At 42.9% G+C, this 20,115-nt stretch carries 21 protein-coding genes; 6 read left to right on the forward strand and 15 right to left on the reverse strand.

Annotation, left to right across the window (positions count from 1 at the left end; all coding sequences use genetic code 11):
- Positions 1-227 precede the first annotated feature (227 nt).
- From U9O96_07505 to U9O96_07530, 6 genes are all read left to right on the forward strand, one after another.
- Entirely contained in the window at positions 228-1,148 is a 921-nt protein-coding gene (locus U9O96_07505) for a DNA-3-methyladenine glycosylase (protein MEA2054929.1), read from the forward strand.
- 3 nt (positions 1,149-1,151) lie between these two features.
- Complete coding sequence (locus tag U9O96_07510) at positions 1,152-1,670, forward strand: hypothetical protein (GenBank protein MEA2054930.1); 519 nt, start codon at positions 1,152-1,154, stop codon at positions 1,668-1,670.
- A gap of 3 nt (positions 1,671-1,673) precedes the next feature.
- On the forward strand, positions 1,674-2,321 hold the full coding sequence (gene nth / locus U9O96_07515; GenBank protein ID MEA2054931.1) for an endonuclease III: 648 nt from the start codon (positions 1,674-1,676) through the stop codon (positions 2,319-2,321).
- A 213-nt stretch (positions 2,322-2,534) separates the two neighbouring features.
- Positions 2,535-2,747: a ribbon-helix-helix domain-containing protein gene (locus tag U9O96_07520; GenBank protein ID MEA2054932.1), complete on the forward strand. Its 213-nt coding sequence runs from the start codon at positions 2,535-2,537 to the stop codon at positions 2,745-2,747.
- A 6-nt stretch (positions 2,748-2,753) separates the two neighbouring features.
- A complete protein-coding gene (locus U9O96_07525) occupies positions 2,754-3,020 on the forward strand; it encodes a type II toxin-antitoxin system RelE/ParE family toxin (protein MEA2054933.1) in 267 nt (88 codons plus the stop codon).
- A gap of 281 nt (positions 3,021-3,301) precedes the next feature.
- Positions 3,302-3,874: a biotin transporter BioY gene (locus tag U9O96_07530; GenBank protein MEA2054934.1), complete on the forward strand. Its 573-nt coding sequence runs from the start codon at positions 3,302-3,304 to the stop codon at positions 3,872-3,874.
- Positions 3,875-3,899: 25 nt separating this feature from the next.
- Here the strand turns inward: U9O96_07530 and U9O96_07535 are convergent, their stop codons facing one another.
- The 15 genes from U9O96_07535 to U9O96_07605 all read right to left on the reverse strand — a co-directional run bounded on the left by U9O96_07535 (position 3,900) and on the right by U9O96_07605 (position 19,868).
- On the reverse strand, positions 3,900-4,544 hold the full coding sequence (locus tag U9O96_07535) for a biotin--[acetyl-CoA-carboxylase] ligase (protein MEA2054935.1): 645 nt from the start codon (positions 4,542-4,544) through the stop codon (positions 3,900-3,902).
- A gap of 1 nt (position 4,545) precedes the next feature.
- Positions 4,546-4,875 carry a cupin domain-containing protein gene (locus tag U9O96_07540; GenBank protein ID MEA2054936.1) on the reverse strand — a complete coding sequence of 110 codons (330 nt, stop codon included), beginning with the start codon at positions 4,873-4,875 and terminating at the stop codon, positions 4,546-4,548.
- 4 nt (positions 4,876-4,879) lie between these two features.
- Complete coding sequence (locus U9O96_07545; GenBank protein MEA2054937.1) at positions 4,880-5,974, reverse strand: sodium ion-translocating decarboxylase subunit beta; 1,095 nt, start codon at positions 5,972-5,974, stop codon at positions 4,880-4,882.
- The gene (locus U9O96_07550) at positions 5,974-6,144 is read right to left on the reverse strand and encodes an OadG family transporter subunit (GenBank protein MEA2054938.1); all 171 of its coding nucleotides are present in this window, start codon (positions 6,142-6,144) and stop codon (positions 5,974-5,976) included. Before U9O96_07550 ends, U9O96_07545 begins: the two co-directional genes overlap by 1 nt.
- The gene (locus U9O96_07555) at positions 6,141-7,907 is read right to left on the reverse strand and encodes a pyruvate/oxaloacetate carboxyltransferase (protein ID MEA2054939.1); all 1,767 of its coding nucleotides are present in this window, start codon (positions 7,905-7,907) and stop codon (positions 6,141-6,143) included. The genes U9O96_07550 and U9O96_07555 overlap by 4 nt, the downstream gene beginning before the upstream one ends.
- A gap of 9 nt (positions 7,908-7,916) precedes the next feature.
- Positions 7,917-8,429 carry a 3-isopropylmalate dehydratase gene (locus U9O96_07560; protein ID MEA2054940.1) on the reverse strand — a complete coding sequence of 171 codons (513 nt, stop codon included), beginning with the start codon at positions 8,427-8,429 and terminating at the stop codon, positions 7,917-7,919.
- On the reverse strand, positions 8,426-9,688 hold the full coding sequence (locus U9O96_07565; protein ID MEA2054941.1) for a 3-isopropylmalate dehydratase large subunit: 1,263 nt from the start codon (positions 9,686-9,688) through the stop codon (positions 8,426-8,428). The genes U9O96_07560 and U9O96_07565 overlap by 4 nt, the downstream gene beginning before the upstream one ends.
- A gap of 6 nt (positions 9,689-9,694) precedes the next feature.
- Complete coding sequence (locus U9O96_07570) at positions 9,695-11,497, reverse strand: aconitase/3-isopropylmalate dehydratase large subunit family protein (protein ID MEA2054942.1); 1,803 nt, start codon at positions 11,495-11,497, stop codon at positions 9,695-9,697.
- Between the two features lies 1 nt (position 11,498).
- Positions 11,499-12,080 carry an HDIG domain-containing protein gene (locus U9O96_07575; protein ID MEA2054943.1) on the reverse strand — a complete coding sequence of 194 codons (582 nt, stop codon included), beginning with the start codon at positions 12,078-12,080 and terminating at the stop codon, positions 11,499-11,501.
- A gap of 12 nt (positions 12,081-12,092) precedes the next feature.
- Positions 12,093-13,274, reverse strand: coding sequence for an isocitrate/isopropylmalate family dehydrogenase (locus tag U9O96_07580; protein ID MEA2054944.1), 1,182 nt, complete (start codon positions 13,272-13,274; stop codon positions 12,093-12,095).
- Between the two features lie 22 nt (positions 13,275-13,296).
- Entirely contained in the window at positions 13,297-14,490 is a 1,194-nt protein-coding gene (locus tag U9O96_07585) for an isocitrate/isopropylmalate family dehydrogenase (GenBank protein MEA2054945.1), read from the reverse strand.
- Between the two features lie 8 nt (positions 14,491-14,498).
- Entirely contained in the window at positions 14,499-16,361 is a 1,863-nt protein-coding gene (locus tag U9O96_07590; GenBank protein MEA2054946.1) for a citrate/2-methylcitrate synthase, read from the reverse strand.
- On the reverse strand, positions 16,362-17,645 hold the full coding sequence (locus U9O96_07595; GenBank protein MEA2054947.1) for an ATP citrate lyase citrate-binding domain-containing protein: 1,284 nt from the start codon (positions 17,643-17,645) through the stop codon (positions 16,362-16,364).
- Position 17,646: 1 nt separating this feature from the next.
- Complete coding sequence (locus U9O96_07600; protein ID MEA2054948.1) at positions 17,647-19,560, reverse strand: aconitate hydratase; 1,914 nt, start codon at positions 19,558-19,560, stop codon at positions 17,647-17,649.
- Between the two features lie 158 nt (positions 19,561-19,718).
- Complete coding sequence (locus U9O96_07605) at positions 19,719-19,868, reverse strand: hypothetical protein (GenBank protein MEA2054949.1); 150 nt, start codon at positions 19,866-19,868, stop codon at positions 19,719-19,721.
- Positions 19,869-20,115 lie beyond the last annotated feature (247 nt).

A 20,115-nucleotide genomic window follows, 5' to 3' on the forward strand; every position in this document is an offset into this window, starting at 1 on the left:
GTTCCTATGTGGAATATTTTTAAAGGTATAAGGAAATTAAAGTGATAGACTCGCAACTTCATATAACAGCGGATAAAAGGCTCACTCCGTTTTCCCAGAATTGCCTTCGGCAACTTCTTTTATCCGCAAAACGTTAGGCGTAATTTTCGAGGGCTCGCTATTTTCAAATCTTGATCTGGCACGGCTTATGAAAAAATTATTAAATAAACTCAATCTAAGTGATTGTTATGGAAAAAACTTCATTTGAACTCGTACCAACCGCACCATATGATTTTGATTTACAATGGAAATTTTATTATTCCTCTAGGGAGCCGCAGCCAGAGATTTATAAAGATGGCATCTGGAGACGGGCTTTCAAAATTGGAGATAGGTTAGTTCCAATAACGGTTACTTCTGATGGCACGGTAGAAAAGCCAAAATTGAGGGTCAACGTATTCTCCAAACTTAATACGAAAGAGAAGAAGGATATATCGAATAAAATCACGGATATTTTTAGATTAAAGGACGATCTCAAAGAATTATATAATTTTATGGACAAAGATAAGATACTCCTTGGAATAGAAAGCAAACTTTACGGTCTAAGACCGCCGGGAATCGGGGAGAGTATATTTGAAGGAGCGATCAGAGTAATAATTCAACAACAGATTTCTTTACGGGTTGCCTATGTGATGACTGGGGCATTGGTCAGGAGATTTGGAGAGAAAGTAGAAATTAACGGAGAGGGATATTACGATTTTCCTTCACCACAAGTATTGGCAAATGCCAATGAAACTGAATTGAGGAGGTGTAAATTATCCCATCAGAAAGCCAAATACATTAAAGAACTCGCATTGAAAGTCGCCAATGGATATGATTTGGAGAAAATCAGAGAGATGAATAATAATGAAGCAATCGAAGAATTGATGAAATTTAAAGGAATTGGTATGTGGAGCGCCGAATTGATATTGATAACGACATTGGGAAGAATGAATCTCTGCGTTCCCGACGACCTCGGAGCCAGAAAGGCGGTTTCACACTTCTACTTTGATAGGAGACTTCAATCCGGAGATGTCGTTAGAAAATTCACAGAAAGATGGGGTAAGTTCAAGGGCTGGATAATTTATTATTTAATTTGTGCTTATAATATGGAAAATAGAAAGGAGGCGTGAAATATGGAAAAACAAAAACTATACGAAAAGGGCATGGAAAATTATCCAAAGGCAACAGTGATTTTAACAAATGTGTTGCTATTACTCTGGTTTGGATTCGCCGCTTACGGTATGTCTGCATTGAAACTTGTGGGATTGCCAATACTTTCTATTATCTATCTTTTGTTTGCTTTCGTTATGTTGGGGCTCATTTTAAGAAAACACCTGTGCACACACTGTTATTATTACAACAAATGGTGTGGTTCTGGCTGGGGAAAATTGAGTTCGTGTTTATTCAAAGAGAAATCAGGTAATTACGAACTTGGAATGAAATTAGCCGGTTTAACTTGGGGCTTATTGACGGTCGTCCCAATCATCGCCATTCCACTCGCGATGTTTCTGCACAGAGAATTTTTAATATCTGGCGGAATCTGTCTGGCTGATTTCCTGGCGATAATGGTTGTGAACCAGTTTGGGAGGAAAAGGGGATGCACACAATGTAAGATGAGATACATTTGTAAAGCAAGTGCGGCCAAGAGATAGAACATGGAAACAAAGCTTCAAAGAATAGTGAAAATTCTATCAGAGAAATACAAAATCAACGAGTGGTGGGGAAAATATACCCCTTTTGAGACCTTGGTTAGTATAATCTTGTCTCAGCGAACATATTGGAAAAATGTGAAAACTGCCACCGAAAGATTTGGCAAGAGGTTTAGTGGTATTGAAGATGTAACAAAGGCAAATATAAAAGAAATAGAGGAAGTTATTAAGCCCGCTGGTTTGTATCGTATGAAAGCTCCGAGAATTAAAAACATCGCCGAATATTTAGTTGAAAAATACGGTGGCAAGTTAGATAAAATATTGAATCTTCCCTATGCTAAAGCCAAGAGAAAACTGATATCAATAAAGGGGATTGGACCAAAAACCGCTGATGTATTTTTAATAGCAATTAAGGGAGAACAAGTTTTACCGGTCGATGTTCACATTTTTAGGATAATAAAAAGATTGGGAATAACTGACAACAAGGATGATTACGAAAGTTTGAGGGCAAAACTCGAAGCAGAGGTACCACCCAACCAGAGAATGAAGACTCATTTGATATTAATAGAATTCGGAAGACAGATTTGCAGAGCACAAAATCCCAAATGTGAAGAATGTCCAATCAAAAGATATTGCGGGATTAGAAAAACATGATTTCGCCGTGCCGAATATATAACATTTTGCGAGCCCTCGAAAACTCAAAATCATTCGGACTTTGCCCTTCGGGACATTGCTCCCTTCGGTCGCAACGTCGTATATGCTGGAAACGTTATCCCCTGCCTATTTATGTTTTCGTTTTTCATGTGCTGGATTGCAAAAGGTCAAAAGGATTAAATAGCATGTAAACATATGTGTTTACGTGATGCTATGGCTCAGGTGCAGGTGAGAATCCCGGAGAATTTGCTTGAGAAGGTAGACGAATGGATTGAAGAGGGAAGGTTTAAAAGTCGGAGCGATGCGATAAGGATTGTTTTGAGTCAATATGAAGGACGGGAAAAAACTCGAGAATTTTATAAATTATTGACCGAGAGAAGTAGAGAAGCTAAGGAACATCCTGAAAACTTGGTTTTATTGGAGTAGATGGGGATGGGTTATCAGGTATTACTTCATCCGAGAGCCAATGCCTTCCTTGAGAGTATTGAAGGTGAGCTAAAAAATAGAATAAGAAAAAAGCTTCACGCCCTGAATTCCAACCCAGAAAAAGGAGAGAAACTGAAGTACTCGGATTTCTGGCGATTGAGAATAGGGGATTATCGTGCAGTTTATGAAATAGATCACAATAATAATCGGGTAATAATACTATTTATTGGACATAGGAGAGAGGTTTATGATGATTTCTCAAGGTTGTTTTGAAACCCCTTACTTTCCTCACGATTTATTATATCGAAAATTGCACGAATGAGTCCTGCGAAAGCCTTCGGCAAAACTTCTTTTATCCGCAAAACGTTACACTCTCACGTTTTTCATGTAATCCCTCAATGCCCGTTTTGATGAATGCCATACATTGTTCAACTTAATGACGTCCAGATTGCCCTGTCGGGCGTGGAGACTGAGATATCAGTATCGGCTAATTTTTTAAAAATCCGATGTTGGAAATAGCAACCATTATATACCCAACTTCTTTAAGCAAAAGCATGTCTTTCGTTGAAGTTTACAAAACAAAAAGATATCATCTCTTTAAGAGAATCAATGAGGCGGGCTTTGTTTGCAAGCTTTCCATGGCTTTCCTTTTTGCATGTTTAACAGGCGTCGGGGCAATGATAAGAATTTATCTCCCATTTACTCCCGTTCCACTCACCCTGCAGGTATTTTTTGTATTGCTCAGCGGCGTTGTACTCGGAAAATATTATGGAGGGCTGAGCCAGGCCGTCTATGCAGGTTTTGGGTTACTTGGCGTTCCATGGTTTACTTCTCCATCTGCCTTATTTGGCGTAACAGGCGGATACATCATCGGATTTATTTTTGCTTCAATGGCAGTGGGGTGGGTTAATGAAAAGATGAAAATAAAAAGGTTGCCCTATGCATTCATTCCAATGCTTCTTGGGGTAGGAATTATCTATGCATTTGGCTCATTGCAATTTTCCCTTGTAATGCACACCAGCATGTACGAAACCATGATGATGGCGGTCGTTCCATTCATCGCCCTTGACACGATCAAGGCGTTTGGGGCATCTCTGGCAACTTTCATAATAATGCCAGAAAAGTGATAAGCATAGACAAAATCAGAGCCACCTATCTCAAGTGAATGCAATCACCACTCGTTATTTTCCTTATTTTTCCCTCGCTTTTGAGCATTAACCTTCCATGCTCGTCGATATCTATTGCCGTGCCTTCAACGAAGCCGTCCATCATTTCTATCCTGACAAACCGTCCTATCGTATCGGATAGCCTTTTATATTCGCAAAAAGCGTCTTCTACTTCAAAATTCTTTAGTATTCTTTTTAACAGGATATCTTTGGAAATGCTTTTCCCCGTCTGTTCTTTGATTGCTGTCGAGGTTTTTAGCGGCACGGTATCCATATTTACCCCGATTCCAATAATTGCATAGTTGCGGAACAATTCTATAATTATGCCCGCTATTTTTTTGTTTTTAACCAGGACATCATTAGGCCATTTTATTCTCGCACGTAAGCCAAATTCCTCCAGTGTTTTTGCAACTGCAACGGCAGAAATTAAAGGTAAAGCACCTTGTTTTTTTACAACGACTGAAAAATATAATCCATCAGAGGGGGAAATCCATTTCCTTCCCAGCCTTCCTTTCCCTTTGCTCTGTTCATCCGCTATAACCACAAGTCCTTCTTCTTCACCTTCCTCAATCAATTCTTTCGCAACATTCTGCGTGGAATCAACTTTACCATAACGGCATATCTTGACCATTTTACATGAACGTTGGCGGCACTCCGACAGTCAGATAGATTGCTTTTTCTTTTCCTATGTTCTTTGCCCTATGCGGCAAATTCGAGCTGTGCCACAGCACGTCTCCCTCTTCCATCTCGTACGAATTCTCTCCGACCTGGTATTCTATTTTTCCCTTCAAAACAATATGCAATTCCTCGCCATCATGCCTGTAAAATTCTGATATAGCACCACCTTCCATTTCTGCTGTAATGGCCTGCATTTGACTTGACTTCACAAGCATCTTGAAGGTTTTTTCATCCACACTCTTTATAAATTTTGCCTCTCCCTTTTTTATAAAAATTTCTTTCATACACTCACCCCAACAATCCTATAAACACCCCAGCGGCTACAGCCGACCCTATCACGCCGGCTACGTTCGGTCCCATTGCATGCATTAAAAGAAAGTTATCCGGGTCTTCCTCCCTTGCTATTCTCTGAACGACCCGCGCGCTCATCGGCACAGCAGATACACCGGCAGCCCCTATCATGGGATTTATTTTTCCTCCTGAAATCTTATAAAACAACTGGCCAAGGGCTACTCCTCCAGCGGTTGCGGTTACAAACGCAATGATGCCCAGAAACAATATTTTTACTGTTTCTATATTCAGGAATTTATCGGCAGTCATCATATAACCTATACCCAATCCAAGTGCCACAGTGGCCGCATTGATTATTTCATTTTGAGCAGATTTTGAAAGCCTCTCCGTTACACCGGAAACTTTCAACAAATTTCCAAACATGAGCATTCCTATCAATGGAAGGGCAGACGGAACGAGCAGGCCAACGACCACCGTCACCGCTATCGGAAAAATAATTTTTTCCAGTGGCTTAACTTCCCTCAAATTCTCCATCTTTATCGTTCTCTGTTTTTTTGTCGTCAAAGCCTTTATCACGGGTGGCTGAATCATGGGAACAAGAGCCATGTATGAATATGCTGCTACGGCAACAGGCGCAAGTATATTCGGGGCGAGCTTTGTTGCAGTATAAATTGTCGTAGGGCCGTCTGCACCCCCTATTATCCCTATTGCAGCAGCCTCTGTCAGGCCAAAGCCTAAGATGATGGCAGAAAACATGGCACAATATATGCCTATCTGGGCCGCCGCCCCTAATAAAAAAGTCTTCGGATTTGCTATTAAAGGTGTAAAGTCGGTCATTGCCCCGATTCCAAGAAATATAAATAAAGGCACTATCTCCGTACTTATCAGATGCACATAAATGAAATGCATCAATTCCGAGGGGCCCGTAACGCCAGGAAAAGATAAATTTGCAAGAATTGCTGAGAAACCGATCGGACCGAGAAGCAGCGGCTCCATTTTTTTATAAATTGCAAGATATAATAGAAGTATGCCTATGATTATCATAGCAACCTGCTTCAGCGTTATATACTCAAAACCCGTTTCAAAAAACATTATAATTTCCCCTCTGTATGAAGTTTTGCAGCTATTGCAGCAATCCCCCCGTCATCTTTTTTTTGCCTGAATGATAAAATTTTTCCGATGATGAAGGTAACGACGGCAAGAATACTCAGGGTTAAAAAAACTATTGTTATTCCTACAATAAAAACTTCCACCGCATTCATGTCTGTATCACCGCGATTAAATTTCCTGCTTCAACATCCTTTCCTTCAGAAACATTTACTGATTTTACGACTCCGTCCGCAGGAGATAAAACATCGTTTTCCATTTTCATCGCTTCCAGGACAGCTATTACATCTCCCTTTTTAACTTTATCACCACTTCTCACATTTATTTTAATTATGACTCCAAGCATTGGAGATGTTATTTCTATTTCTTTACCATCTCCTTTTCCCCTGGTTTCCATCTCCTTTGTTGTCTTCTCTTCCCCAATTATTTCGACATTATGCAAAATTCCGTTTACCTCTATCAAATAATCGGATTTTACATTAACATTGTACCTAACCCCGTCTATATCTATTGTATAAGGGGCAGGAAAAACGGGTCTTTTTACAACAGATTCAGACACGCTTGGCAATCGCTCTGCTTTTATTTCTCCCTTCAAAAATTTCAGGCCTACTTGAGGGTATATGGCATATGTCAAAACATCCTCCGGCTTCTTCAACAAACCCATTTCTTCCAATTCTTTCTTTCTTTTGTCGAACGTCGGCTCAAGCAAGTCAGACGGCCTGCATTCTATTACATCATCTTTCCAGTTGGGACCGAGTATTATCTTATAAATTTCTTCCAATATCTCTCCCGGTGGCTTGCCGTACATTCCTTTAACATAGTCCTTTGTTTCCCTTGGTATTTTTTTATACCTCCCAAAAAGGACATTCATTACGGCCTGGATGCCAACTATCTGAGAGGTAGGAGTAACCAATGGGGGAAAACCAAAATCTTTTCTTACCCTTGGGATTTCTGCTAAAACTTCATCGTATTTACCACCTGCCCCCTGTTGTTCCAGTTGAAACAATAAATTTGAGAGCATTCCGCCGGGTATTTGATGGGCAGTTACAGAAGGATCCGTTCTCAATGCCGTTATTTTATGAAAGTAACTGTACTTATCCCACACTTCAAGAAAATATTTTCTTGCCTCCATGAGCAGGTTTAAATTATATCCCGTGTCATATTCTGTTTCTCTTAATGCGGCAACAACTGATTCGGTTGGGGGCTGTGCCGTACCTCCTGAAAATGGAGAAATTGAAGTATCCAGTATATCAACGCCCGCCTCGCATGCTCTCATATATGACATACCGAACATGCCCGATGTGCAGTGAGTATGCAAATCTATGGGTATTTTTATCCCGGCTTCTTTTGCCCCTTTTATAAAGCCATATGCTTTTTTGGGCGTTACCAAACCCGCCATGTCTTTAATGCATAAAGAATCACAGCCCATGGATTCCAGTTTTTTAAAATCCTCAATGTAACGCTCGACAGTATGGACAGGGCTTACCGTATAGCTCAGAGAGCCTTGAGCATGACCACCAACTTCCTTGACATATTTAATCGGCTTTTCTAAGTTTCTCAGGTCGTTCAACGCATCAAATATCCTGAAATAATCGATTCCGTCTTTTTTGGCATGATAAATAAATTTTTCGACCACATCATCCGGAAAATTTTTGTAGGCAACTATATTCATTGCCCTCTCCAGCATTTGCAAAGGCGTGTTGGGCAAAGCCTCTTTCAACTTTTTTAATCTTTCCCACGGGTCTTCGTTCAGGTATCTTATGCAGACATCGAAGGTGGCACCACCCCATACTTCCATTGAAAAATACCCGATCTGATCCATAACGGGGCATATCGGCAGCATATCTTCAGTTCTAAGCCTTGTGGCAATCAACGATTGATGCGCATCCCTGAGAACTTGTTCATGCAATTGAACCATTTTTACCTCCTAAGGATATATTGTTTTGGATTTAAATCTTTTTAATTTTTTTAGTTTTAATCTTGTATACGCCAATAAACCACCTGCATCCCTGATAGCAAGTATTTCTTTTGGCAGTACCGGAAACGAGAACGTTTTTTCTCCAATCATGATACTTCCTTTTTCGATGTTCAATGCAATAGTATCGCCTTCCGAGTATGCTTTCACCGCTTCCGGACATTCTATAAGAACAAGACCCTGGTTAATTGCTGCCCTGTAAAATATTCTTGCAAAACTCTCAGCCACTATCGCTTCGACGCCAACATATTTTAAACCAAGAACAGGCTGCTCCCTTGAACTGCCGCATCCAAAGTTTTTCCCAGCAACAACAATATCACCTTCTTTCACATTCTCCGGAAATGATGGGTCCAGATCCTCTAAAAGATGAGGTTTGATTTCCTCGGGCGTGGAACAGGTATATGTATATTTTCCTGGAAAAAGCATATCAGTATTTATGTTGTCACCATATTTCCATACCTTCATTTCATCACCTCCCTCGGATCAGTGATTTTACCATGAATGGCTGATGCTGCAACAGTAGCAGGACTGGCAAGATATATCTCAGACTGTTTGCAACCCATTCTTCCTTTGAAGTTTCTGTTTGCCGTACTTAGGCATTTTTCACCTGGCGCCATCGCACCCTGATGCGCACCAAGGCAGGGCCCGCATCCTGGCGGAAGTATAATTCCACCTGCCCTGCTCAGGATTTCAATAGTACCGTTTTTAAGCGCTTTTTCAAAAACAGTTTTTGACGCAGGAAGTATAAGTAGCCTAACATCTGGTGAAATCTTTTTTCCCTTCAAAATTTCAGCCGCGATTCTAAAATCGTTTTCCCTGCCATTTGTGCATGTTCCGATCAGATATTGATCTATTTCAACGCCGGCAAGTTCTGAGACAGGTTTGACATTGTCCACATTGTGGGGGCAGGCAATCATCGGCGGGATTGTTGAAAGATTATATGTGAACTCCTTAATATATGAGGCATCAGGATCAGCCCATACGGGAGTATAATCCTTTATGCCTGTTTTTTTCAGATATTCAACAGTAACATCATCAACCTGGAAAACAGTGTTTTTTGCGCCTGCTTCCACACCCATGTTAGCAATGGTAAACCGATCTGCAATAGAAAACTGGCTCACATTTCCATGAAATTCAACAGAGCAATAATTTGCACCCGAGGAACCAATATCGCCTATGATATAAAGTATGACATCCTTTGCCGAAACAAAGGGTTTTAATTTCCCTTCGATTGTTATCTTGATTGTTTCCGGCACCTTAAGCCATGTTTCACCCGTAAGCATGATTGAAGCGGCTTCAGTTCTGTCTATACCCGTTGAGAATACATTAACAGCACCGTATGAGCATGTATGGGAATCACTCCCAAGTATCAGGCTTCCAGGAACAGCAAACCCTTTTTCTAAAATAATTTGATGGCATACCCCCGTACCTACATCAAAAAAATTTTTTATTTTATGTTTTTTCACGAATGTTCGTATCTTTTTATGGTTGTTTGCTGTTTTCTCGTTTGCCGCAGGAATCACATGGTCAAGAACAATAACAGATAAGTCAGGGTTGATAACACCGTATTTGTCGAGTTCATCCGATATTTTTCCAATAATCGCCGCTGTATTATCATGTGTTAAAAGATGATCTGGCTTAACAGTGACAATTTGCCCCGGCACAACACCCTTAACAGCCCCTGCCTTTCTAGCTAAGATTTTTTCAGCAAATGTTTTCCCCATAACTATTCACCTTTTCAGAATACCTCCCCTTTGATAGATTCTCATCTGAATCTCTGAGAAAGGAGTTGTCTTGTATTCCTCATTTTTTGAAAGATTTTTTATCTTTCCTATTGAGAAATCCACCATAATCTCATCCCTGTTTCTGATGATGGAAGAAGCGTTTTCCATTGTCATTACTGGCATACCTGAGTTAATAGCATTTCTTTCGTAGATTGAACCGAATGACTCGGCAATTATAACAGAGATGCCAAGACTTCTGAAACATTCAACCGCCTGCTGACGTGAACTGCCGCATCCAAAGTTTTTCCCAGCAACAACGATATCACCTTCTTTCACATTCTCCGGAAAATCTGTCCACCCCTCAAGATTCTCAAATGTATGCTTCCCCATCTGTTTTATATCTGTTATCGAAAGATATTTGTTGTGGAATATCATGTCTGTATCAACATTGTCCTTTTTTATCACCCATGCAACCCCTTTCACACCCATTGAGGTTTCCTTTCTTTCCTCAATTTTTTTGAGGGTTATATTTTTTGCTGGAGTAGTTTTAAAAACAACAGGTTTTGATGGAATATTATCCTTGGTTGTGATAACACCTGCAACTGCTGATGATGCTACTGTCTCAGGTGACGCAAGATAAACATCTCCTTTTCCCTGCTTCCCGGGAAAATTCCTGTTCCCAGTACTTACTGTAACTTCACCAGGACCGTTCTGACCGATCTGCCCTGCGGCACAGCCTGCACAGCCCGGGTTACCAATTAACGCCCCTGCCTTTGTGAAAATATCAATGATTCCTTCATCAAGACATTTTTTCCATACAGCATAGGTAGAGGGAACAATCTTCAGGACTACACCAGGTGCAACCTTTTTGTTTTTCAGAATTTTTGCTGCAGCAGCCATGTCCTCAAAACGCCCGTTTGTGCAGGAGCCTATGAAGCAGGAGTCTATCTTTGTTTCATTTACCTCTGATACTGGAACAGCATCCTCAGGGTGACCGGGACGTGATATCATAGGCCCTATATTGTTTATGTCAATCTCCACTGTCTTTTCATATTCTGCATCAGAGTCAGCATAAACAGGCTCAACCTCTTTACCTTTTACATGTTTACAATAATTTATTACTTCCTGATTTGGTGGGAAAAGCAATATGATGCCCCCCATCTCCGTTGCCATGGAAGAAATGGTTATTCGATCTGAAAGACCTAAATTATTCACAACATCCCCATAAATTTCTGATGCATAACCCAAAAGCCCGTTTGCACCCAACTCCCTTAGAATTTTAAGGGCAATATCCTTAGATGTTGCGTTTTTATTGGGCATTTCACTCAGAACTATTTTAGCTGTAGGCGGAACCTTAAACCAGACTTTTCCAAATGCAAATGCATGTGCAATATCAACATCACCCATTCCCTGACCAAAAGCACCCACCGCCCCTACTATGTTTGCATGCGAGTCCGTAGAAATCAATGTTCCGCCAGGTGATATCAGCCCTTTGTCTATGGATACATGTGTACCAATACCCTGATTAATATCGTATACTTTGATATTGTGTCCCCTGGCAAACATTCTGCAAATCTGCTGGTTTTCAGCATATTTTTGATCAGAGCCTGTTGGGTTGCAGTCAAAAGTGAAAAATGTCTTAGCTGGGTCATCAATGCCAAGATTGTTTTCCCTGAGATTTTTCACAACGTTTGCCCCTCCGAAATCACGTGCAATGCGTGCATCAATGCCCATATCCACAATATCGCCCGGGGATACCGGATGATTGCAGTGTTTCCCAATGATTTTTTCAATAATTGTTTTTCCCATCTTACTCCTCTAGGATGAGCTGATTTTTCTGAAGCATTACAAGAGGATTAAAGGTACTGAAATCAGCCTGATGTATAAGTACTGTTTCTATGACCTGTGGTCTGCCTTCACCTTCTTTAGCATGGCATGCAATAATATTCACGATTTCATCTGAAAGACCTGACTCTGCTGCGAGTATTGCACCGGAAATAGGATGACGTGCACATTGCCCGGCCCTGCTTTTCCTGTAGTTGCCCTTACCGTCAGATGTTATTTCAAGAAGTTTGCCGACATCATGGAGAAGACCTCCTGCAATCAGCCTATCAAAATTGATCTTATATGGAATTTCGGCATAATTTTCTGTTTGTGCTTTGCCCAGAGCCAATGCGCCCCAAGTGACCACAATGGTATGCTCAATAAGGTCGATTCCTCTGGAATCTGTGAGCAATGTAAAAGGAATATTTTTTAACTCCTCCACTGTTTCCCATCCCCCTCTTTTGCATGCTTTAACCCATACATCCACAACACTGCTTCTTAGTTCGTTGTCTGAAATCCGGGACAGCAATGACCCAAACAATTCTTCGATGTCCTTTTTCCCTATCATACCAAACCACCGTTACAGTTTTGAAATTATCGCATCTGTCATCTCTTCTGTACTGGCCGCACCCATGTCCAAAACCTTTTCACTCCCTTGCAGTCTCAGCATATCATAAGTCCTGGTCTTCCCTTCCTCTATAACCTCTGCAATTGCTTTTTTTATCTTCTCCGCTTTTTCCATTTCCTCCATATATTCAAGCATCATGCAGGAACTCAGAATCATGGCTATTGGATTCACAATCGACGGTTTCATGTCCACATATTTTGGTGCTGAACCATGTGTTGGCTCAAATATTGCACAGTTTTCCCCGATGTTTGCAGAGCAGGCAAAACCCAGTCCGCCAACAAGACCTGCGAAACCATCAGAGACTATGTCTCCAAACATATTGCCGGCAACAATAATACCGTAGTCCTCAGGATTCTTTGTAAGCCACATCATCTGCGCATCTATGTTCGTGAACCTGAGAGGTATGCCCGGGAAATCGGTAGCGATTTTCCTTGCCTCCTCCACCATCATACCCGAGGTTTCCCTTATCACATTTGGTTTCTCGCATATTGTCACGCTTTTGTATTTGAACTTTTTTGCATAGAGAAATGCTTCCTTAATGATTCTCCTGCATGCAGGTCTTGTGAAAATCCTTGTTGAAATGGCAAGATCTTTCCCGGGAATTTCTTTGAATCTTTTCATTTTTGGATGGGTTTCCAATGCGCCCCTCACATTTTCAGGGGGGTTTGTCCATTCAACACCGGAATACAATCCTTCGGTATTCTGTCTGAACACGACAACATCAACAGAGGGTTCCTCAAAACCGTTTCCTTTTCTCCTGATAAAATTCAAGGGATTGCCTTTGAACGACCTGCACGGCCTTATGCATATATCCAGGTTGAAATGCTGCCTGAGACCGACTATGGGGCTGTAATACACGTAGCCTTTTCCCTGAAGATGCGGCGATAATTCCCTGGCAGCCTGGTCCCTTGGTTTTGATGTGATAGAACCGAAAAGTCCTATCCTGTGTTTTTCAAGAAGCTCAATTGTCCTCGGGGGTAGCGGGTTTCCTTCTTTAACCCAGCATCCCCACCCAATATCCGCGTTTATGTAGTTCGCTTTAAACCCAACTGCATCAAGAACTCTAAGTGCCTCTGAAAAAACGATTTTCCCGATTCCGTCACCAGGCATAGCCACAATATTTCTTTTTTCCATGTTGCCCACAGAATATTACAAATCACTGGTAAGCCTGCCATTTGTTTTCCAAATCATGGCTTTGCATTGTTTCCATCAAGTAGTCGGCAAATTCTGCTCCGGTCGCTCCACCTTCCCTGCCAGTACATGCAATCTTTTTCTCGTACCGGCAGCATATGTCCAGTGCCATGTCAAGTTTTCTGGCTTTTTCCTGGAATCCGATATGCTGCAGGAGCATGGCAGCTGCCTTTATGAGACTGGTTGGGTCGGCGTATTTAGCCCTTCCCTCTTCAACCATTCTCGGTGCCGAGCCGTGTATTGCCTCGAACATCGCATATCTCTTGCCTATGTTCGCGCTTCCTGCGGTGCCGACGCCCCCCTGAATCTGTGCAGCCTCATCTGTTATTATGTCGCCATAGAGATTTGGAAGTACCACGACTCTGAACTGCGTTCTTCTTGCAGGGTCTATCAGCTTTGCAGCCATGATGTCAATAAACCAGTCGTCCCACTCGACTTCAGGGTAATCCCTGGCCACCTTCTCCGCCATATCTAGAAACTTGCCGTCGGTGGTTTTTACCACGTTTGCTTTCGTTACAACCGTAACTTTGTTAATCTCATTTTTCTTTGCATAATCGAATGCAAGACGTACTATTCTTTCAGCTCCGGGAGTGGTTATAACCTTAAAATCTATTGCCAGATCGTCTGTCACGTCTATTCCCTTCCTTCCAAGCACGTATGCACCTTCGGTATTTTCCCTGAAGAAAATCCAGTCAATCCCTTCCGATGCCACTTTAACAGGTCTGACATTGGCGAAAAGGTCCAGCGCTCTTCTCATGGCAACATTCGCGCTCTCTATATTGGGCCATTTATCTCCCTTCTTGGGTGTTGTCGTCGGCCCCTTCAATATAACATGGCATTTCTTTATCTCTTCCAGGACATCATCAGGTATCGCTTTCATAACTTTTGCCCTGTTTTCTATTGTCAGTCCTTCTATGTCCCTTAACTCAACCTTGCCGTTTTCTACCTCGTCTTTGAGCAAAAATTCCATAACCCTCCTGGCTTCCCTGCTTATGTAAGGGCCTATGCCGTCCCCGCCGACAATGCCTATTATTATCGGCTTAAGCTTGGAGTAATCTATCCACTCATCCTCTTTCTTCAGCCTGTCTACTCTTTCAAGTTGCTCCTCCACTATCTTCCCGAAATGCTCTTTTGCCTTTTCTATCTCCTTTTCATACATTATTCACCTCATTTATTTTCCACTTTCTCAGGCCTCTTGGGAACATCATAGAGAATATCGTCCCACGGATGCCTGTACAGGGGAGTCTTGAGCCTCTTCTGATCGAAGTAATGGCCCATAAAACCTATAGTGCGACCGAGGATAAACAGGGCATTAAATAAACCCATGTCTATCATTTCCTTGATCTCGCTATCCGAGTAGCCCAGGCTCTTGAGCAGGTCCACGCACAGCACACCTATACATCCGTCTACATTGAGTATAAGCGTATTCTTTTTCATAGTGGTAACATCCTGGACAGCCAGCGCATAATCCAGCAGTGTAGTTTTCGGGAAATGTTTTCGCGCAAAGTCAATCATTATCTCCACCCTGGCATCAGGATTTTCAACGCTGTGAATTCTGTGACCTATGCCCTGTATTCGGACGTTTTTCGCTTTCATGGCATCGACAAATTCACGAGGTGCCATGTTATTCTCCAGTCCCCACGTAAAGTGCTCTGCAGCACCGTTAACTGCACCACCGAACCTCGGGCCAATGGTAACTATGCCACTGATTATGGACTCTATGAGACCCTTGCCAGCCCTTGCCGTAACAATGGTGTTGTGGGCCCCTGAGACCGCCGGGCCGTGGTCTGCAACAATCTGGAGCACCAGTTCTATGAAATCCCTGGCATACTGGGGAATGTCTTTCTTGAACCACAGCAGACCTATGACACCGCCTATACCATATCCTTCTTTTATGACCTCGTCAATGGGAATCCCACAGTAGTTGTGTATCTCTCCGGTCTCATCACAGATTGTACTGATAAAATTGGTGGGTTTCCTGACAATACCTTCTGCCACTGCCTGGCTATAGTCCATCGGTATGTGGGGCACCGCAGGTTCCTCCACCGGCTCAATCTTCCCTTCTGCCTTCAATTTTTCGAATGTTCCCCTTATCTTATCGCCGAAATCGTCAAAGGAATCCGGAACGATCACGCCTGCTTCTTTCAATGCCCTGTTCTTCGCTTCCGCCGTGGCTTCTTCAGTATCTGCCTTTGCACCTGCATGACCGAATTGCACCTGGCCGGGAAGCATCCTGGCGCATGTACCTGTAGTCCACATCACTATTGGCTTGGTGATTTTGCCGGATTTTACGGCCTCTGCCACCTCATACTCATCCATGCCCCCAACTTCACCCAGACAGACCATCATTTTAATATGCGGATTCTTTTCGTATCTCAGGAGATGATCAATGAGTGTGGTCGCCGGGTAAACATCCCCTCCAACAGCATACCCCTCGTATATGCCGTCCGTGTTCAGGTGGCAGATGTTGTATCCCTCGTTTGAGAGCCCGCCAGATACAGACACAAACCCCACAGACCCGGGACGATAAAGCTTCGTGTTTATGATGTTTTCTACGGTGCCTGCAGCATTTCCAACCTTGAAAGCCCCTGGTTTGATGCCGCCTACTGTTGCAGGCCCGATGATCCACTTGTTTTTCTTCTTCGCTAAAGCTGCGATTTTTCTTGTATCACATTGAGGTACACCCTCTGCTATCATGATGATGGTACGGATAGTATCTGTCTCGAGCGCTTCCATTGTGGTCTCTGCACTTGATCGCTCGGAGGCAAAATTCACTATGACATCTGCTTCGGGATGTGCCTTCACGGCCTCTGCAATCGACCTGTACCTGGGTATCCGAATCTCCTTTGTTCCCCAGAATAGTTTGTAATAACCGCTTCCAGTTGGGGTGATAAATGCTACCACACTGGGTTCGTCACGCTGGCACAGATAATCAAAATCCAGCATTCTCTGGGCCGCCCTCTGCTGCGTTCCGAATATAAAAGCTTTTGTATTCCTATCAAACAACTCATACTCTTCCATTTTCTTCATCTATTCACCCTCCAAAGCCATGGAAACTATCTTTGTCATATGAGTTTCCGGACCATATACCTCGACCGGCAGTCCAAGTCGCTTGCCCATCTTTCTCATCTTATCCAGGCCCTCCTTGTAGTTCGGGCCGCCTCTTCTTACATATATCTTAACATTAGTTTCCCTGAGTTTATCTGCATACTCTTCAATCGCATCAATGATGCCGGTAAATGTCTTAGCAACATCAGTAAAGTTGGCTATACCTCCCCCTATTATCAGGAACTTCGGTCTGCCTTCAGGATCCTTCTCCTTTGTCATAAGATTCAGGATGGTCTTGGTATAATCATACGTCAGCTCCCTGGTCGGATTGCCACTGTACTCGCCATAATTTGCAAGTTCATTGGCATAACCCAGGTCGACCACTGTATCTGCATATATCACGCTCGCTCCACCCCCTGCTACCAGATTCCATACCCTGCCCTTGGGATTCAAGACGGTGAGTTTCAGGGATGCACCGGTTCTTTCATCCAATTCACTGACGTACTTCTCTTCCTCAGTCTCCTGCAATCCAAAGGATGGTGGGAACTCGATCTTACCCCATTTCTCGGCACACTGGTATGAGGCATAGTCATCCAACTTTGCTACCGCATCAAGTGGAACCACTTCATCTCCCACGAAAGTAAAGGGATTGAGTTCCAGATAGGTGAAATGGTAATCCACCAAAAACTTGTACAGTGCTGTGATAAAATCTGCTACTTTCTTCTTTTTGTCACCAAGTTCATCTGGGAGAAAGCCTTCCACATCTACATCCTCGATGGTGGAAAGTATGGGAACGTCCAATGTCACAACAGTGTCCCATACCTCTTCTATATCCACACCACCCTTCGTAGAGAAGTGTATCGTATCCTTATCCCTGTGTGTAGTTATCGCCACGTAATACTCTTCCTCGTGAGGGACAAATTTCTCTATAAGGAAGTGTGCCAGCACACCTGTAGTCTTCCCTGTAGTCTGGGTTATGGTAACCTCCTTGTTCATCCTTTCCTTGATCCAGGCCTTTACCTCATCCCAGGTCTTGCCCACATACAGGAGGTTATTTTTGCCCCTCTTTCCAAAAAGCTGGTCAGGCTTGGCCACAAGCTTTTCTTCTTTCAACCAAGGGTTTTCATCTGCCAGTTTATCCATATTTGTATCTGGCCCGATAAGGACAGCCTTAGCTTCATATGTGATTTTTCCTCCAGAAAACTCTGGGAGTGTCTTTGCCATCAGCCTTTTTGCATCATATTCACGGATTCCTCTTTCCGCCATTTTAAACCACCTTCTTTTTTATCCATGGGAGAAGGCCGCCTGTCACCATGAGTTCCTTTTCCTTCCCCCCAAGATCATGTTTTACTCTATACTCTTCCCCTTTCGTGATATTTTTGAGCGGCATCTCACTGTCCAATAAACCCACCGATATTTCAAGTTTATCCCCCTGATCTATTTTGTCATAATCATCTGCATTTACAAACGTCAAGGGCACGATACCAAAGTTTATCAAATTTGCCCTGTGAATTCTGGCAAATGATTTTGCTATGACCGCCTTTATTCCAAGATATTTCGGGGCTATTGCAGCATGCTCCCTGCTCGAACCCTGGCCATAGTTTTCACCCCCTATGATGAAGCCCCCTCTCTTCTCCATCGCCCTGTTGTAAAACTCAGGGTCTACCATCGAAAATACATATTTTGATATTTCTGGTATGTTGCTCCTAAGTGGTAAAATTTTAGCTCCAGCAGGCATAATATGGTCTGTAGTGATGTTATCCCCCACTTTAATCAACACCTCTCCTTCAAACTTTTCTGGCAGCGGCGTAAATTCTGGAAGCGGCTTTATATTTGGCCCCCTTATGATTTCAATCCTGGCTGCCTCTTCAGGTGGAAGCGGCGGGATTATCATGTTATCGTTTACAATGAACCTGTCTGGAAGCTTTATGTCCGGGTAGATTCCCATGTCCCTCGGGTCAGTCAAAACGCCTTTTACGGCTGTAGCAGCCGCAGTTTCTGGACTCACAAGAAAAACGCCTGCATCTTTTGTACCGCTCCTCCCCTCGAAGTTTCTGTTATATGTCCTGACACTGACAGAGGCAGAAGGCGGAGCTCCACCCATGCCTATACACGGTCCGCATGCATTTTCGATTATGCGTGCGCCAGCATTTACCAGGTAATTATACTCGCCGCTTTCAACAAGATGCCCGACGACCTGGCGGGAGCCGGGGTTTATGAGCAATACAAGATTTGGCGCCACTGTATGCCCCTTCAGTGTTTGTGCTGCCGTCTTCATGTCTCTCAATGAAGAGTTGGTGCACGAGCCGATCGCTACTTGCTGCACTTCCATGCCTGCTATTTCCTTCACTGGTTTAACATTACCAGGGCTGTGGGGAAGTGCCACCATCGGCTCCAGCTCGCTTAAGTTAATTTCGATTATTTCATCATAATCCTCATCATCTGCTTCAAGTTGTGCCCACTGCTCTAGTCTGTCCTGAGCTTCAAACCATTTCCTTGTAACTTCATCGCTTGGAAAAATGCTGGTAGTTGCACCGGTCTCGGTACCCATATTTGTTATTGTTGCTCTCTCTGGAATGCCCAGCGTTTTTACGCCAGGCCCAAAGTACTCGAACACCTTTCCCATGCCGCCTTTAACGCCCACTCTCCTCAAAAGCTCAAGGATTACATCCTTTGCGGACACCCATGGAGGAAGCCTGCCAGTGAGCCTGATACCCACTACCTCTGGACATTTTAGGGTGAACGTTTCTCCCGCCATGGCAGCAGCAACATTCAATCCTCCCGCACCTATTGCCAGCGAGCCCACCCCGCCTGCTGTTGGAGTATGGCTGTCGCTCCCGAGCAATGTCTTTCCGGGGCATGCAAATCTCTCGAGATGGAGTTGGTGGCAAATGCCATTCCCCGGACGTGAAAAGTACAGGCCATAACGGGCTGCTATTGACTGCAAATAGCGGTGGTCATCAGCGTTTCTAAAATCTGTCTGCAATGTGTTGTGGTCAACATAACTCACGCTTAACTCGGTTTTTACCCTTGGAATGTCCATTGCCTCGAATTCCAGACATGCCATGGTTCCGGTTGCATCCTGTGTCAGCGTTTGATCTATTCTTATTGAAATTTCAGAACCAGCCTCAAGCTTCCCCTCTACAAGATGTTTTTCTAATATTTTCCTTACTAGAGTCATCTTGAGACGGTAATAGGTATACCATTATAAATATTTTTTTCTTAAATCACAAAAATTTGTCTAAATATTATGATTTTGTTTGTCTTTTACACAATTTTGTTAACATTTTAATAAAAATGCCCGCTTAATGCAGGCTTTTATAGTATTTGGAACCACTTTCATTTCCTGAGCGGCATTGCATAACCGCAGTCCCTGCATTCCAGGAATATACACTGTTCCGGTGTAAGCCCGTCTGTAGACCATGGAACTCTCAAAACTACAACCATGCTATTACTACCGCATTTCGGGCATTTCCATTTTTCTTCCACAAAATAAAACCAGCCATGCAATAAAATGTTTGGCAATAGTAACTAGTCAGTGGTCTGAAGTTAACGTCTGTCTGTAAGATAGAACTCAATAAAGGAGAGAGATTTAGACGGCTGACCTCTGAATGCTTTGAAAAACCCCCACCGTATTCATCATTTTTTCGTAGCGGCCTATAATACATCGGTTTACCGATAACTTTATATATATAAATATATATTAAGTTATTGAGATGATGCAAATGAGAAAGAT

The organism is Candidatus Thermoplasmatota archaeon (assembly GCA_034660695.1).
Classification (GTDB): Archaea; Thermoplasmatota; E2; order UBA202; family DSCA01; genus JAYEJS01.

Coding starts and splice junctions, on each gene's coding strand:
- U9O96_07505 (MEA2054929.1), top strand. CDS start 228: ATGGAAAAAACTTCATTTGAACTCGTACCAACCGCACCATATGATTTT.
- U9O96_07510 (MEA2054930.1), top strand. CDS start 1,152: ATGGAAAAACAAAAACTATACGAAAAGGGCATGGAAAATTATCCAAAG.
- nth (MEA2054931.1), top strand. CDS start 1,674: ATGGAAACAAAGCTTCAAAGAATAGTGAAAATTCTATCAGAGAAATAC.
- U9O96_07520 (MEA2054932.1), top strand. CDS start 2,535: ATGGCTCAGGTGCAGGTGAGAATCCCGGAGAATTTGCTTGAGAAGGTA.
- U9O96_07525 (MEA2054933.1), top strand. CDS start 2,754: ATGGGTTATCAGGTATTACTTCATCCGAGAGCCAATGCCTTCCTTGAG.
- U9O96_07530 (MEA2054934.1), top strand. CDS start 3,302: ATGTCTTTCGTTGAAGTTTACAAAACAAAAAGATATCATCTCTTTAAG.
- U9O96_07535 (MEA2054935.1), bottom strand. CDS start 4,544: ATGGTCAAGATATGCCGTTATGGTAAAGTTGATTCCACGCAGAATGTT.
- U9O96_07540 (MEA2054936.1), bottom strand. CDS start 4,875: ATGAAAGAAATTTTTATAAAAAAGGGAGAGGCAAAATTTATAAAGAGT.
- U9O96_07545 (MEA2054937.1), bottom strand. CDS start 5,974: ATGTTTTTTGAAACGGGTTTTGAGTATATAACGCTGAAGCAGGTTGCT.
- U9O96_07550 (MEA2054938.1), bottom strand. CDS start 6,144: ATGAATGCGGTGGAAGTTTTTATTGTAGGAATAACAATAGTTTTTTTA.
- U9O96_07555 (MEA2054939.1), bottom strand. CDS start 7,907: ATGGTTCAATTGCATGAACAAGTTCTCAGGGATGCGCATCAATCGTTG.
- U9O96_07560 (MEA2054940.1), bottom strand. CDS start 8,429: ATGAAGGTATGGAAATATGGTGACAACATAAATACTGATATGCTTTTT.
- U9O96_07565 (MEA2054941.1), bottom strand. CDS start 9,688: ATGGGGAAAACATTTGCTGAAAAAATCTTAGCTAGAAAGGCAGGGGCT.
- U9O96_07570 (MEA2054942.1), bottom strand. CDS start 11,497: ATGGGAAAAACAATTATTGAAAAAATCATTGGGAAACACTGCAATCAT.
- U9O96_07575 (MEA2054943.1), bottom strand. CDS start 12,080: ATGATAGGGAAAAAGGACATCGAAGAATTGTTTGGGTCATTGCTGTCC.
- U9O96_07580 (MEA2054944.1), bottom strand. CDS start 13,274: ATGGAAAAAAGAAATATTGTGGCTATGCCTGGTGACGGAATCGGGAAA.
- U9O96_07585 (MEA2054945.1), bottom strand. CDS start 14,490: ATGTATGAAAAGGAGATAGAAAAGGCAAAAGAGCATTTCGGGAAGATA.
- U9O96_07590 (MEA2054946.1), bottom strand. CDS start 16,361: ATGAAGAAAATGGAAGAGTATGAGTTGTTTGATAGGAATACAAAAGCT.
- U9O96_07595 (MEA2054947.1), bottom strand. CDS start 17,645: ATGGCGGAAAGAGGAATCCGTGAATATGATGCAAAAAGGCTGATGGCA.
- U9O96_07600 (MEA2054948.1), bottom strand. CDS start 19,560: ATGACTCTAGTAAGGAAAATATTAGAAAAACATCTTGTAGAGGGGAAG.